The sequence below is a fragment of the Pantoea allii genome (assembly GCF_002307475.1).
In the GTDB taxonomy this organism is placed as follows: domain Bacteria; phylum Pseudomonadota; class Gammaproteobacteria; order Enterobacterales; family Enterobacteriaceae; genus Pantoea; species Pantoea allii.
Genome location: NZ_NTMH01000002.1, coordinates 14,720 through 28,591, shown reverse-complemented (window position 1 = coordinate 28,591; position 13,872 = coordinate 14,720). Strand labels below are relative to the sequence as shown.

Annotated in this window: 13 protein-coding genes and 1 pseudogene; 9 read left to right on the top strand and 5 right to left on the bottom strand. The window is 52.6% G+C overall.

The genetic code is table 11. The features are described from left to right. Positions 1-117 precede the first annotated feature (117 nt). Positions 118-669 (top strand): single-stranded DNA-binding protein SSB1, encoded by a 552-nt coding sequence (ssb1, locus tag CMR03_RS00550; protein WP_063877998.1) that lies wholly within the window; start codon positions 118-120, stop codon positions 667-669. A 90-nt stretch (positions 670-759) separates the two neighbouring features. On the opposite strand, the gene CMR03_RS00545 is transcribed toward ssb1, so the two are convergent. Both CMR03_RS00545 and CMR03_RS00540 read right to left on the bottom strand, forming a co-directional pair. Beyond that, positions 760-1,353 carry a DUF1349 domain-containing protein gene (locus tag CMR03_RS00545; RefSeq protein ID WP_096010467.1) on the bottom strand — a complete coding sequence of 198 codons (594 nt, stop codon included), beginning with the start codon at positions 1,351-1,353 and terminating at the stop codon, positions 760-762. Positions 1,354-1,425: 72 nt separating this feature from the next. Beyond that, positions 1,426-1,944, bottom strand: coding sequence for an isochorismatase family protein (locus CMR03_RS00540; protein ID WP_063878000.1), 519 nt, complete (start codon positions 1,942-1,944; stop codon positions 1,426-1,428). 125 nt (positions 1,945-2,069) lie between these two features. Between CMR03_RS00540 and CMR03_RS00535 the strand changes: the two genes are divergently transcribed. Together CMR03_RS00535 and CMR03_RS00530 are read left to right on the top strand one after the other, a co-directional pair. After that, entirely contained in the window at positions 2,070-2,897 is an 828-nt protein-coding gene (locus tag CMR03_RS00535) for an AraC family transcriptional regulator (protein ID WP_096010466.1), read from the top strand. Between the two features lie 76 nt (positions 2,898-2,973). After that, a pseudogene (locus CMR03_RS00530) lies at positions 2,974-3,933 on the top strand (DMT family transporter). A 912-nt stretch (positions 3,934-4,845) separates the two neighbouring features. Here CMR03_RS00530 and CMR03_RS00520 read toward each other — a convergent pair. Then, positions 4,846-5,241: a transposase gene (locus CMR03_RS00520; RefSeq protein WP_063878003.1), complete on the bottom strand. Its 396-nt coding sequence runs from the start codon at positions 5,239-5,241 to the stop codon at positions 4,846-4,848. Positions 5,242-5,759: 518 nt separating this feature from the next. Between CMR03_RS00520 and CMR03_RS00515 the strand changes: the two genes are divergently transcribed. Both CMR03_RS00515 and CMR03_RS00510 read left to right on the top strand, forming a co-directional pair. Next, the gene (locus CMR03_RS00515) at positions 5,760-7,016 is read left to right on the top strand and encodes an oligosaccharide flippase family protein (protein WP_096010464.1); all 1,257 of its coding nucleotides are present in this window, start codon (positions 5,760-5,762) and stop codon (positions 7,014-7,016) included. 8 nt (positions 7,017-7,024) lie between these two features. After that, complete coding sequence (locus CMR03_RS00510; RefSeq protein ID WP_096010463.1) at positions 7,025-7,975, top strand: ATP-grasp fold amidoligase family protein; 951 nt, start codon at positions 7,025-7,027, stop codon at positions 7,973-7,975. Positions 7,976-8,027: 52 nt separating this feature from the next. On the opposite strand, the gene CMR03_RS00505 is transcribed toward CMR03_RS00510, so the two are convergent. Together CMR03_RS00505 and soxS are read right to left on the bottom strand one after the other, a co-directional pair. Continuing rightward, positions 8,028-8,309, bottom strand: coding sequence for a YjcB family protein (locus CMR03_RS00505; RefSeq protein WP_063878006.1), 282 nt, complete (start codon positions 8,307-8,309; stop codon positions 8,028-8,030). 246 nt (positions 8,310-8,555) lie between these two features. Further along, positions 8,556-8,981 (bottom strand): superoxide response transcriptional regulator SoxS, encoded by a 426-nt coding sequence (soxS, locus tag CMR03_RS00500; protein ID WP_063878007.1) that lies wholly within the window; start codon positions 8,979-8,981, stop codon positions 8,556-8,558. 164 nt (positions 8,982-9,145) lie between these two features. On the opposite strand from soxS, the gene soxR reads away from it, so the two are divergent. The 4 genes from soxR (at position 9,146) to CMR03_RS00480 (ending at position 13,842) form a co-directional block, all read left to right on the top strand. Further along, on the top strand, positions 9,146-9,631 hold the full coding sequence (soxR, locus tag CMR03_RS00495; protein WP_096010462.1) for a redox-sensitive transcriptional activator SoxR: 486 nt from the start codon (positions 9,146-9,148) through the stop codon (positions 9,629-9,631). 39 nt (positions 9,632-9,670) lie between these two features. Next, positions 9,671-10,336 carry a glutathione S-transferase family protein gene (locus CMR03_RS00490; protein ID WP_063878009.1) on the top strand — a complete coding sequence of 222 codons (666 nt, stop codon included), beginning with the start codon at positions 9,671-9,673 and terminating at the stop codon, positions 10,334-10,336. 359 nt (positions 10,337-10,695) lie between these two features. After that, on the top strand, positions 10,696-12,045 hold the full coding sequence (locus tag CMR03_RS00485; RefSeq protein WP_063878010.1) for an NCS2 family permease: 1,350 nt from the start codon (positions 10,696-10,698) through the stop codon (positions 12,043-12,045). 144 nt (positions 12,046-12,189) lie between these two features. Further along, complete coding sequence (locus CMR03_RS00480) at positions 12,190-13,842, top strand: Na+/H+ antiporter (RefSeq protein WP_063878011.1); 1,653 nt, start codon at positions 12,190-12,192, stop codon at positions 13,840-13,842. Positions 13,843-13,872: the final 30 nt, after the last annotated feature.

Sequence of the window (13,872 nt, the reverse complement as noted above, 5' to 3'; positions counted from 1 at the left end):
CTTTTTTAAGGCGGATGATTAAAAATGGAACACCTCTCTAAACTGGGAAACCAGGCGCGGGACGTGTTAGAATTGATCGTTTAGAGTTTACGTAAAAATTCATCGGGAGACAGCAACATGGCCAGTCGTGGCGTTAACAAAGTGATTCTTGTCGGGAATCTGGGTCAGGATCCGGAAGTACGTTACATGCCAAATGGTGGCGCTGTCGCCAACATTACGCTGGCTACCTCGGAAAGCTGGCGTGATAAACAGACCGGTGAAAACAAAGAAATCACCGAATGGCACCGTGTCGTGCTGTTTGGCAAGCTGGCTGAAGTTGCCGGCGAATATCTGCGTAAAGGTTCTCAGGTCTATATTGAAGGCCAGTTGCGCACCCGTAAGTGGCAGGACCAGGGTGGCCAGGAACGTTACACCACGGAAGTGGTGGTGAACGTTGGCGGCACCATGCAAATGTTGGGTGGACGTCAGCAGGGCGGTAACGCGCCAGCAGCAGGCGGCGGTCAGGGCAGCAACAACGGTTGGGGCCAGCCTCAGCAGCCTCAGCCGCAGCAGGCGAACAATAACCAGTTCAGTGGCGGCGCGCAGTCTCGTCCTCAGCAGCAGCCAGGCGCACCGGCCAGCAACAACAATGAACCACCAATGGATTTCGACGACGACATTCCGTTCTGATTAAGACATTGCGTCGTTGTTCCGTATTGCAAAAGCCCCTACAGGGGCTTTTTGTTTTTCTGCATGTGTTCTGGCGTGACGCGATTCCCTTCAGCTCAGGTCATGCAGGGCCTTATCCAGCGGCGGGGTCAAAGACAGGTCCTGAAATGCCACGCTCAGGCCAGCGCGTTCTGGTGTGCAGCACATGACACCGACGTTAACGCTGCCTGCCGGGAAAGGGCACAAACGCAGCAACGGCCAGCGTTGACCATCGGTTGAATACTGCAGTCTCAGGCTGTCCCCTTTGCGCGTCAACCTGAGCCAGAATGCCCGCGCATCGCCGGGAAAGATGCCCGTGGCCCAGTCAGACTGGCCAAGCGTCAATACGCTGCCGATGGCGGGCGCGCCATCATTATATTCAATGCCCGCTTTCAACCAGTGCTGCGCATCGCGCATCAGCATCAGTCCGGCCTGATCGTACAGTGTGGTAAAATCCGCACAAATTTTGACCTGGAAAGTAAAATCCTCCTGCACTTCCGTGGCAAAGATATGCCCGGAAAAACGTTCAAACCCATACCAGGTCTTATGCCAGAAATCCGTTTTTTCATCGGTGACGACCTGCAACGTGCCGTCATGATACCGCCACTGTGCAGGTTCATTGATCCAGGAAAAGGATTCGAACACGGCGCCTCCAAAATGCGTCATAAGTCATAGCCTTACCGTTAAGAGTAGTCAGAGCATAAAGTATAGGCTCAGGTGCCTTTTGGTTGGTCGCCGCTACCGCCATTCAGCCAGCAGGGTTTCGGTATTGACGACGCGCGGCACGTTACCCGGCAGACCAAAACCCGCCCACACTTCATTATGCTGACCAATTAATTGCTCCGCGCTGACGTAAGTGCGGTCGGCGGTGGTGTGCGCATCGGCTGCCACGGTGATGCGATAACCTAAACTCGCGCCCACTTTAATAGTGGTATCAACACAGTAGTCGGTGGCACAGCCACAAATCACGAAGTCGGTAACCGATAAAGTGGTCAGCAGCGACGCCAGGGGCGTTTGCCAGAAGCTGTCGCACGCGGTTTTGGTGATGTAATGCGCATTCTGGGGTTGTTCAATATCAGGTAACAGGGCAAACGCATGGCTGCCTTCCGTCATGTTTCCTTCGCGATGCTGAATAAACAGGGTAATGTCAGCCTGTCTGATCAGCCGGTTGATCTGGGCGACTCGCCCTGCGCGATCGAAACGCGGCGATGCAAACACACCATTTTGCATATCAACTACCATTACTACACGCTGCATGATCGTTCCTTGTCAGGATGCCTGTTAGCAGTGTTGCGTATTCAAACGGGGATGACAATCTTTGCCTGTCGTCGTGCTTTGCGGGCAATATAAAAGACGGTGTCGCATATAAAAGGAGAGGTGACGTGGAGGGCATTCCTGCGGTTTTCCCCTGTGAAAAAGATCGCGCGCAGTTTAAGCAATCGCCTGAACTGCCCGGCGTGGAGCTTTATCAGGCACATATCTCTCGTTACGCATTTGAACCACATACGCATGAAGCGTTTGGCATTGGGACGATTGAGGCGGGCGCGCAACGTTTTCGCTATCGTGGTACGCAGTACACCGCACCGGCGCATTCGCTGGTGATGATGAATCCAGATGAGCTGCACACCGGCGAATCGGCCTGCGAAGAGGGCTGGCGTTATCAAATGATTTACATCCAGCCGCAGCTGATGGATGAACTCAGCGGTGACCGCGGCTGGTGGTTTAACGACGCGCTCAGGACGGATATCCGTCTGGCACAACCGCTATCGCAGGTTCTCTCGACGTTGTGGCACGCCGAAACGGCGCTGGCACGTTACAGTTTGTTATCAGAACTGCTGCTTCAATTGCGCCCGCTGGCGCGCATGTCCTCTCCCCGCAAAGCGGAAGCCAGGCATCGCTTCGACAAGGTGCGCGACTACCTGCGTGCGAATCTGGCTGAACCGGTCAGGCTGGAGACGCTGGCAGCCTTAGTCTCATTATCGCCCTGGCATTTTTTACGGGCTTTCCGCGATCGTTTCCACGTGACACCTCAGCAAATGTTAATGGCGTACCGACTGTATGAAGCCAAAGAGAGGCTGGCGCAGGGCGAGGCGATCGCCAGCGTGGCCGCTGCGGTGGGCTTGACCGACCAGGCGCATCTCACGCGCGCCTTTGCTAACCGTTATGGCATTACCCCAGGGCGTTATCAGAAACAGATAATCTCGCGATAGCCTGAGCGCAATTTGCTACAAGCCTTTCTTGCCTGATTTGGTCACACTGATGTTAAAACTCAGACAGGAAAAAACGATGTTGATGGGGATACTGTTTGCCCTTGCCGCAGGCATGATGTGGGGGCTGATTTTTGTCGGACCGATCCTGGTCCCGGATTACCCGGGCACCTTACAGTCGGCGGGACGTTATGTGGCCTTTGGGCTGATAGCCCTGCCGCTGGCCTGGCACGATCGTCATCGACTGCGTCAGCTTACGTCCGCTCACTGGCGGGAAGCCTTGAAGCTGTCGCTGATCGGCAACCTGCTTTATTACGCGTTTCTCGCCAATGCTATCCAGCGAACGGGCGCGCCGGTTTCCACCATGATTATTGGCACCTTACCCATCGTTATCGCCGTCACCGCTAACCTGTGTTACGGCCATCTTGAAGGACGGCTGTCCTGGCGGCGGCTGATCCCGGCATTGATGGTAACAGGAGCCGGCCTCGTCTGTGTCAATGCAGCAGAGTTGCAGTCGCAAGGCGCGTCGCTTGATGGCCGCCGTTATCTGACGGGGATTGGCCTGGCGGTGATGGCAGTCATCTGCTAGACCTGGTATCCGCTGCGTAATGCGCGCTGGTTACGAACCCATCCTCAACTTAAACCGGCCACATGGGCGACAGCCCAGGGATTAGTGACTCTGCCGCTGGCCCTGGTAATGTACGCGTTGGTGAGTGCGCAACTGGCGTGGCAACGGCCCGACTTTGCCCTGCCATTTGGTCCCCGACCGCAGGTGTTCGTCTCATTAATGTTGATCATCGGGCTGCTCTGCTCATGGGTCGGGACCTTATGCTGGAACGCGGCCAGCCAACGCTTACCCACGGTTTTAATGGGGCCGCTCATCGTGTTTGAAATTCTGTTTGGGCTGTTATGGACTTTTGTCTGGTATCAAAGCTGGCCACCGGCCTTAACTTCCGCTGGTATTACTTGTCTGATCCTGGGCGTGGTAGGAGCCATGCGGATTAAACCTCAACCCCGGGTGACCGCCATCGATCCCTGATAATAATTACCGCTTGTGATTGATTATTACTAAGGGTGATATTCACGCTTTTTCAGATAATGCCTCACTCAGGATTGGCGAAATAATGCCGAAATCGGCCACTGGCACGGCGGAAATCGGCTCTCAACAGTTAAATGCCACGTACTGTTCCCGGCAAAATACGATCTCACCCGGTCATTTACCGCCGTGCAAAGCCTTATTTTGAGCAAAAAATAGGCAATTCTGTCCAGGTTGCGACCACGATTAACCTTCAAAGGGCATTGATCGGGGGGCGATGTGTATCCTGGAGGCGAATTTAACGCCCGAAAACCGGGCTGCCAGGCCGTTTGGTTAAGATAATTCCTTATAAAAGACCCCCTTTTACTCCAGCTATCCCTAATTAAATCGGGATTTCACCACGCTTCGCTTTTATTTAATGTTTAACAATGGGCATCAATAGCACCCCACAAGCGGTATTTGCTGAAGAAAGTGATAAGTAGCAATAAACTATTTTTCTGGGATTATTCTGGGCTTTTTTTACCTTTTTATGCTGTTGGAAATCATTCCGCGATCGGCAAAAAATTTCTCAGGGCCAGCCTGGGCTGAAAAAAACAGCATGTTGGCCTGGATATCATTACCAGCACTGAACATAAAAGCACAGGGGATATAGGTTCTTTTAGGGATGCTAATGAAAAAAAAGAGAGACGCCAATCTCACCGAAATGAGATTGGGCGGATAAAAGTGGCGTAGATAGCGAGACTTTTGCTGTTGTGAATCAATTTTACCGCAAAAAAAGAAGCGTAACCGCCAATCCATTCATTAATTACGGACCGGGCGAAGCGCACCACCATAAATGTCCTGTTAAATGCTCTTCATCTCTTCTGGTAAGAACAAATCGCAGCGATGTGGCCATTAAAAGCCGTAATCTCACTATTAGCGGTTATCAGAACCGGCTGGGTAATGATAAACGCTACGGCTTATATCCAGTAAACGGCAGCTGCGCCGGGTTCCAACATCAAAAGTGCTCTGTAAGAAGTTGACCGCCTGACGTTTGTCATTCGTGGTGAAGAAGTTCTTCAGGACGCTTTGTAGCATTTCCTTATCCGAGTTGAGCGCATGTAGTTCACGCGTCAGAGACTGAACTTGTTCTTCCAGTTCTTTGATTTTTCTGCCTTCTTCTGAAGATAACCCAGAGAACTTCTTCTTCCAGCTGTAGAAGGTTGCCTCAGAGATGCCAAGCTCCTCACAAATCTCTTTAACTTTAACGCCCGATTCAGAAGCTTTAATGGCATTTGTGATTTGATCTTCGCTATATCGTGACTTTCTCATAAATGCTCTTACCTTTCTTATCAATTAATGGATGAGAATTACTTTATTAACCTTTGGTACTGTATGATTTCATTGAGTGCCGTATTTAAATACGCACGTTAAATTGCGAGGGTTAAATTAAGATATTTAGAATAAATATCATCATGGGATAAATCTTATTTTATTCTGATCGGGATGCCGCGCCTTCCTGGCATGCGGTTTTTGATATAAATTCATCGCATCCCAAAGATAAAAAACGACTGTAAATTTGATATTCAACATTCCTTGACCTGTTTTATTATGGAAGGGTGGTTTTTGGAAACATTATTGATTTCACTTTGAAATCGTTTCCACCAGGCGGTATTCGGGCCAGGTATAATCAGAATTCTCCTGAATTCACTCGATAAAATAAGACCCGATTCTCATTTCCGAGCCGGACTGGCTTGATGTTTATAATTTCGCTTTGAAATTTAAGCGCTTATTACTTCGCCCCAGGGATGGGGATGCGGTAGAGGTAGAGTAATACTAAGGAATAGTTGATGAAATTGAGCGTAATGGCTAATGCCGCCTGGATGATGTCTGAAAAGATTATCTCCGTTTTTGGCGTCATTTTCGTGACGTCTTATGTGGCCAAATCCTTTGGTCCGACCCTATTTGGTCAGATGGCGTTTTCAACGTCATTATTTGCCATGGTGCAAACCATAGCCATATTTGGCACTGAAACTATTTTGTTTAAACGTGTCAGTAAAAATGCGACAAAAGCTTTACGTTTAATGCGCATTGCACGCACGTTGCGTATGGGTTTATTACTTCTTACCTCGGTGCCGGTATTAATTTGGGTTTGGTACAACATGCAGGAAAATTTCCTGGCATTTGCGCTGGCCTCATTTGTGGCGTCTGTTTTTGTCACGCAGGACACCTTTAGCGTCTACAACAACGCGCGTTTAGCTTCAAAGCTCAACGCCGTTGCGAATGCGGCTGGCATGCTGATGAGCTTTGCCCTGAGCTTTATCATTGCCTGGTTACGCCTTAACCCACTGTGGCTAACGCTGTCAGTGGTCACGGTGACGTTAGTGCCCTACGCCATCAAACGCTACGCCTTTTACCAGGCGCATCAGGATCGGCTCCCGCCGCCGGCGACGCGCACGCTGTATTTGCGTTACCTGATGTATGCCGGATTGCCGCTGGCGATTTCCAGCATCTTTATTTCTATACAGGTAAAAGCCGCGCAGATGTTTTTGGCAGGCATCGCGTCTGCACAAGAACTGGGCTTGTTTGCCGCAGCCAATACCATCGCCGCTTCATGGATTTTTATCCCGGTCGCGCTGATTACCTCGTGCTTCAGCGAAATTTTTCGGGCGCGCGGTGATGAAGCGATCAGGCTGACGGCGCGGCTCAATGGCTACGTGATGGCCGTGTCCCTGCTGATGCTGCTTATCGTTGCGCTGTTTGGCGAACAGATCATCACGGCGTTGTATGGCCCGGCGTTCAGGCAGTCGGGCCAGCTCATCACCCTGCTGTCGATAGCAACCAGCTTTTCGGCACTGGGAACCGTCGCGTATCGCTACATGGTGAAAGAAGGGGGCTTTGATTATTTACTGAAGAAAATCATTTGTCTGGTGATCATCAGCATGCCGCTTTCCTGGTGGCTAATTCAGGACTACGGCATTACGGGAGCCGCATGGAGCGTTTTTCTTTCAGAGCTCCTGTCCCTGACCGTCATGAATTATTTTTTTAAACACGGCGTTATTCAAAAAATCCAGGTTTCCTCACTCAACTACAAAACCTACAAATGAGGTCAAATATGCTCAAGTTAAAACAAGAGCTTAGAAGAAGTTTGCAGTACTTTATCAAGAAGATGCCCTGGACTTATCAGGATCGGATTTATTACTTCCGCAAGTTCAGAAGGCTTCCCAACCTGCATGAGCCAAAGGTCTTCAATGAAAAAGTGCTGTATCGCAAGTTCATCCATGGCGATTATCAGCTGTATGCACGCCTGTCCGACAAGTTTTCGGTGCGTGAATTTATTGCTGAGAAAATCGGTAGTGCGTACCTGATTCCCTTGCTGCACGACACCACCGATCCCACCACGCTCAACAACCTGACGCGCTGGAAGGGAACGGTGATTAAACCAAACCATGCTTCAAACATGGTAGAGATCGTGCTGGAGGAACCGAGTGCCCTTCGCAAGCAGCAAATCATTCATAACTGCTACACGTGGTTAAAAACGGATTTTGCCAGCGAAGCACGCGAGATCCACTATCGCTACATCAAGCCACGCATTTTGGTGGAGCAGTACATTGGTGATGGCAAACAGGCACCGGTTGATTACAAGTTTCACATGTTCAACAAGCGTGATGGCAACTTTGAATATGTGCTTCAGGTCATTTACAACCGCGGCCAGCCTCAGCTTTCGATGAACTTTTATGTGAACAACCTGAGCGAGGTGTTTCATAAGATTCGTGATACCGGGCTCGACGTCTCAACGGTTATGCCTTCGTTAGAGCAGGCACTGGCGTTAAGCAAAACGCTGGCCAGCGACTTCGACTATGTGCGCGTGGACTGGTATATCCATGACCAACACATTTACTTCGGCGAGCTTACGTTTACGCCAGGCGCAGGCATGGTGACGGGACTGGATAGCGGATTAGATCAGATGATGGGTGACATGTGGATTCAGGATCGTCGCGGAACGCAGAGACCGGACGTAGAAGTGCAGGATATTGCGATTCCTGTCATGTTGAAGAAAATTTGACGTTACACAGCAATATAAAAAACCCCGCGTTGCGGGGTTTTTTATTGGTCAATCAGGGCATTTGCCAGTTAGCTGGCGCATGACTCATTACGTCAATAAAGACGTCTTTAGAGACGCTGAAAAAATGGTGTACGTTTTCCATACTCAGCGTGATGCCCATCAAGCCCGTCACAAACCAGCACGACATTCCCACGCCAACGCTGCCACAGATAAATGCCATCACGTGATGGCTATCCTGGCGAAGTCGGGTTTTTAACGTGCTGGCAAAGAACATCATTACAGCGCTCAACAATTCCCAGCGCATAACAAGAAAACTGGTGGTTAAGGTAGCCATCAATTTTGACCTCAAAATCGGAGATTACGCCTGACTGTCTGCGAGCATCACGTCGGCGGAAAAGTCTGTCAGGTCGGGCTCTTTCGTCGGCAACAAATGTCATAATGTGATGTGGATCACACTATAGCATTCGATTTTCCAATTTTGTACAAAATTTGTCTGGTTTTTCAGCAGAAGTGGGTGGCGGGTGCAGGGGAAGGAAACCTGAGAAAAGCGGTGTGCGCCTGGGCAGGCGCACGGTGATATTCAGCTAACCGGACAGCACTCGCCCATGGTGCGCTGGGTAAAGCTGGTCATATTGTCGCTGCAGTCAAAACTCATCAGGCGCGGACGCTGAATCGTCTGGCGGCGCATAGCATGGCGATAAGCCGTGGGCGTTTGGGAAAACTGGCGGCGAAATACCCTGGAGAAGGTCTGCTGCGAGTCATAACCATATTGCATCGCAATATCGAATACCGGGCGCTGAGTTTGCCGCAGCGCTTCTGCGGCCAGAGTCAGACGGCGTTCACGAATATAACCACCCAACGTTTGTTTCGTCACGCTACGGAACATACGTTGCAGATGCCATTTCGAATAGCCTGATTTCGCGGCCACTTCATCAATTGACAGGCTCTTATCCAGGTTTTGGTCAATCCAGTGTGTCAGTGAATGAATGATCTCTTCTTGTATCATGGCCTCATCCTTCTGGTGAATTTCCCCGTGCGTTCATGCTGCCTTTGCGCGCGAGTCGCGATGAAAATCGCGCCCGTTTGCTGGCGAATGACGTCGTGAGGGAGCGTGTCGTTCTGATGGGAAAAGAGTATAATTCCTCAAGTTAACTTGAGGTAAAGTGCCAAATGAAAAAAGATCGCAATTACCCAAAACCGGTGCTGACGCCGGGTGAAGTGGCGCGCCGCAGCGGCGTTGCCGTCTCTGCGCTGCATTTTTATGAAAGCAAAGGGCTCATCTTTAGCACCCGCAATAACGGAAATCAGCGACGCTACAGCCGTGATGTTCTGCGACGGGTCGCCATTATTAAAATTGCACAGCGCATTGGGATTCCGCTTGCCAGCGTCAGCGACAGCCTTGAAAACATGCCGGCGGATAAACGTATGTCGGCTCAGGACTGGGGCAATCTGACCCAGCACTGGCGCGACGAACTGGATAAGCGCATCGAAACGCTAACGCGCCTGCGTAACGATTTGGATGGTTGCATTGGCTGTGGATGTTTATCGATGCGTGACTGTCCGCTGCGCAATCCCGGCGATCGGCTGGGGCAGCAGGGTTCGGGCGCGGTACTGCTTGATCCTGAACAGGATAGTGCACTGCATAAGACAAGGTGACGTCTATACTTGCTGCATATTCACTGACAGGGAATCATGATGATCACCGTTCACCATCTTGAACAATCGCGCTCTCATCGGGTGCTGTGGATGCTGGAAGAGCTGGAAGTGCCTTACCAGGTCAAACGCTATCAGCGTGAACCCACGATGCTGGCGCCGGACGCGTTAAAAAAAGTGCATCCGTTAGGAAAGTCGCCGGTTATCACCGATGGCAATCGCGTGGTGGCCGAGTCCGGGGCGATCCTTGAGTATCTGGAAGAGAAGTACGACAGCGAAAGGCGGCTGCAGATCACCGACGAAGAGGCACGGCTGCAGGCACGTTACTGGCTACATTACGCCGAAGGTTCACTGATGCCGCTGCTGGTCATGAAACTGGTTTTTGGCCGCCTCGGTAGCGCGCCTGTGCCGTGGTTGCTGCGTCCCATCGGTGCGGCGCTCGGCAAAGGCGTTCAGAAAGCCTGGCTGGATAAACAACTTACCTTGCATAAGCAGGTGATTGAAGATCACCTCTCGGTGCATCCGTGGTTTGCCGGTCAGCGTTTCAGCATTGCTGATGTGCAGATGAGCTTTCCGATTCTGGCGCTGAGCCAGCGCGCCGGACTGAAGGATGCCCCCGCCACACAAAAATGGTTAACGACCGTGCAACAGCGTGCGGCCTGGCAACGGGCCATTCAGCAAGGCGGTGAAATTCATCTTTCGGGCTGATCGCGCATTATCCTGTCCTATCGGATGACGCCGCCCGGCGTCATCTTCGTCTGCTTTCTCGATAATGCGGCGTAATCATCACCGCATCCTGACGCACAGAATGTTACACGATAGTATCAAGAGCATCCCCGATGTTATCGACCTGATCTTTATAGCCAGGAATCCTCACAGAGCGGTTGAAAAGCGGCGGGAAAACGCCGGATAATCGGCCCCCTTTAAACGGGGACGTACGACGCCCCGTTCTGTGCGGCTAAGTAAACGTTTGCCTTTTTGTCGGCAGCCTGTTGGCGATGACAGCTTTCAGGGAAGTCAGGGCGGTTACCGCGCGATCCAACAACAAAAATTTTTGAGGCTCAACTATGTCAATTGAATCACGCCCGGCCAGTGGAAAACTGGATGCCTGGTTCGCCATTTCGGCCCGAGGCAGTAGCGTGCGGCAGGAAATTGTCGCCGGGCTGACCACCTTTCTCGCCATGGTTTATTCGGTGATCGTGGTGCCTGGCATGCTCGGTAAAGCGGGGTTTTCACCCTCGGCGGTGTTTGTGGCTACCTGCCTGGTGGCGAGCGTTGGATCGATCATCATGGGGCTGTGGGCCAATTTACCCCTGGCCATTGGCTGTGCCATTTCACTGACGGCTTTTACGGCCTTTAGCCTCGTCCTGGGTCAACACATTAGCGTTCCGGTCGCGCTGGGGGCCGTGTTCCTGATGGGCCTGCTTTTTACCCTGATTTCCACCACCGGGATTCGCGCCTGGATCTTACGTAATCTGCCGATGGGCGTCGCCCACGGCACCGGCATCGGGATTGGCCTGTTTCTGCTGCTGATTGCGGCAGACAACGTTGGGCTGGTCGTCAGAAACCCGGCCTCAGGTTTACCCGTTGCGCTGGGCCATTTTACGTCGTTCCCCGTCATGATGTCTTTGCTGGGGCTGGCTGCGATTTTCGGCCTGGAAAAACGCCGTGTCCCGGGCGGCATTTTACTCACCGTTATTGCAATTTCTGCGCTGGGGCTGGCGTTCGATCCGTCCGTGCGCTGGCAGGGACTGTTTGCCTTGCCCAGCCTGCGTGATGCGCAGGGCGAGTCACTGTTATTCAGCCTCGACATCATGGGCGCTTTGCAGCCTGCGGTCTTGCCCAGCGTGCTGGCGTTAGTGATGACGGCGGTCTTTGATGCCACCGGTACGATCCGCGCGGTGGCGGGTCAGGCTAACCTGCTGGATAAAGACGGGCAAATCATTAACGGCGGCCGGGCGCTGACCACCGATTCCGTCAGTAGCCTGTTTGCCGGTCTTGTGGGTGCCTCACCGGCGGCCGTGTACATCGAGTCTGCCGCCGGGACGGCGGCAGGGGGCAAAACCGGCCTGACGGCCATTGTTGTTGGCCTCCTGTTTTTGCTCATTCTGTTTATGTCTCCGCTGGCTTATCTGGTGCCGGCGTACGCCACCGCGCCTGCGTTGATGTACGTCGGCCTGCTGATGCTGAGTAACGTGGCAAAGATCGACTTCGGTGACTTCGTTGATGCCATGTCTGGTCTGCTCACGGCGGTGATCATCGTGCTGACCTGTAACATCGTTACCGGCATCATGATCGGTTTCGCGACCCTGGTGGTGGGCCGTCTGTTTGCGGGTGAGTGGCGCAGGCTAAACGTGGGCACAGTCGTGATCGCCGTCGCGTTAGTCGCTTTTTATGCCGGAGGCTGGGCGATCTGACTGTTCAACCGGACGTGCCGCGGCATGTCCGGAATTATCCGCTTTTTGCTCGTTGAAGCACGCGTAGCTTTTCCCGCCCTCGCCAGTTTGTTTTACACTTTTAACCTAATGTTGATTCGAAGATAACTACCGCCTAAGGAAAGCATGGAAATCTTTTTTACTATTTTGATTATGACGCTGGTGGTCTCGCTCTCCGGGGTGGCTGCCCGTATTCTGCCTTTTCAGATTCCCCTTCCTCTGGTGCAGATCGCCGTCGGTGCGCTGCTGGCCTGGCCGACCTTCGGGCTGCACGTGGATTTCGACCCGGAACTCTTCCTCGTCTTATTCATTCCGCCACTGTTATTTGCTGACGGCTGGAAAACACCGGTCAGCGAGTTCCTGCATTACGGGCGGGAAATCCTTGGCCTGGCGCTGGTGCTGGTGCTGATTACCGTTGTCGGTATTGGCTATCTGATTTACTGGACGGTGCCCGGGATTCCCCTGATCCCCGCTTTCGCCCTGGCGGCCGTGTTATCACCTACCGATGCCGTGGCGCTGTCAGGCATTGTCGGCGAAGGCCGTATTCCGAAGAAAATTATGGGAATACTGCAAGGCGAAGCCTTGATGAACGATGCTTCTGGCCTGGTTTCACTGAAATTTGCGGTCGCAGTGGCGATGGGCACCATGGTGTTTAGTTGGGGCGGAGCCAGCGTCGAGTTCCTGAAAGTGGCCGTGGGCGGCCTGATCGCCGGTGTCGCGGTATGCTGGCTCTACGGTAAATCGCTGCGCGTCCTGAACCGCTGGAGCGGCGGGGACGATGCTGCCACTCAGATTGTCCTGCTGCTGCTGCTGCCTTTTGCCTCTTATCTGATTGCAGAACACCTGGGCGTTTCCGGGATTTTAGCCGCCGTCGCGGCCGGGATGACCATCACGCGCTCCGGTATTATCCGCCAGGCGCCGCTGACCATGCGACTGCGCGCCAACAGCGTCTGGCACATGCTGGAGTTTGTGTTTAACGGCATGGTGTTCCTGATGCTGGGCCTGCAGTTGCCCTCTATTCTGCAAAACTCGATTGACCAGGCAACAGCCGATCCCAATGTGGATATCTGGATGATTTTTGCGGACATCGTCCTTGTCTATGCGGCGTTAATGGTGGTGCGTTTCGGCTGGTTGTGGATCATGCAGCGTTTCAGCAAACGCTGGTTAAAAAAGAAACCATTAGTGTTCTCCAGCTACTCGTTGCGTGAACTGCTGATTGCCTCTTTTGCGGGCGTACGCGGTGCCATTACCCTGGCGGGTGTGCTGTCGATTCCCCTGTTCCTGACCAACGGCCATCCTTTCCCGGCGCGTTATGAGCTGGTGTTTATCGCAACCGGCGTGATTCTGTTCTCGCTGCTGGTTGGCGTCATCGTTCTGCCGATGCTGCTGCGCGGTGTAGAGACGATCGACAAAAGCGCCCATCGGCACGAACTGCAGCATGCAAGAGCGGTGATGGCCGGCGTCGCTATCGAGAGTCTGCATAAGATGGAGGCGCGGCTCGAAAAGGAAACCGAAGAAAACATCGACCCTGAGTTACTGAAAGAGGTCAGCCTGCGGGTGATCGGTAATCTGCGTCGTCGCGCGGAAGGGAAAAACGATCTTGAGCACGCGCTGTTTGCCGAAAATCTGGAACGTCGTTTTCGTCTGAACGCGTTACGTGCCGAACGTGCAGAGGTCTATCACCTGCGTGCGACTCAGCAGATATCAAACGAGACGATGCAAAAACTGTTGCACGATCTGGACCTGCTGGAAGCGCTGCTGATTGAGAAAGAAGAGTAATCTTCTTGTTATGCGCTCCCGTTCGCCCGA

Coding starts and splice junctions, on each gene's coding strand:
- CMR03_RS00540 (WP_063878000.1), bottom strand. CDS start 1,944: ATGCAGCGTGTAGTAATGGTAGTTGATATGCAAAATGGTGTGTTTGCA.
- CMR03_RS00485 (WP_063878010.1), top strand. CDS start 10,696: ATGTCAATTGAATCACGCCCGGCCAGTGGAAAACTGGATGCCTGGTTC.
- CMR03_RS00505 (WP_063878006.1), bottom strand. CDS start 8,309: ATGGCTACCTTAACCACCAGTTTTCTTGTTATGCGCTGGGAATTGTTG.
- ssb1 (WP_063877998.1), top strand. CDS start 118: ATGGCCAGTCGTGGCGTTAACAAAGTGATTCTTGTCGGGAATCTGGGT.
- CMR03_RS00520 (WP_063878003.1), bottom strand. CDS start 5,241: ATGAGAAAGTCACGATATAGCGAAGATCAAATCACAAATGCCATTAAA.
- soxS (WP_063878007.1), bottom strand. CDS start 8,981: ATGATACAAGAAGAGATCATTCATTCACTGACACACTGGATTGACCAA.
- soxR (WP_096010462.1), top strand. CDS start 9,146: ATGAAAAAAGATCGCAATTACCCAAAACCGGTGCTGACGCCGGGTGAA.
- CMR03_RS00490 (WP_063878009.1), top strand. CDS start 9,671: ATGATCACCGTTCACCATCTTGAACAATCGCGCTCTCATCGGGTGCTG.
- CMR03_RS00515 (WP_096010464.1), top strand. CDS start 5,760: ATGAAATTGAGCGTAATGGCTAATGCCGCCTGGATGATGTCTGAAAAG.
- CMR03_RS00480 (WP_063878011.1), top strand. CDS start 12,190: ATGGAAATCTTTTTTACTATTTTGATTATGACGCTGGTGGTCTCGCTC.
- CMR03_RS00510 (WP_096010463.1), top strand. CDS start 7,025: ATGCTCAAGTTAAAACAAGAGCTTAGAAGAAGTTTGCAGTACTTTATC.
- CMR03_RS00545 (WP_096010467.1), bottom strand. CDS start 1,353: ATGACGCATTTTGGAGGCGCCGTGTTCGAATCCTTTTCCTGGATCAAT.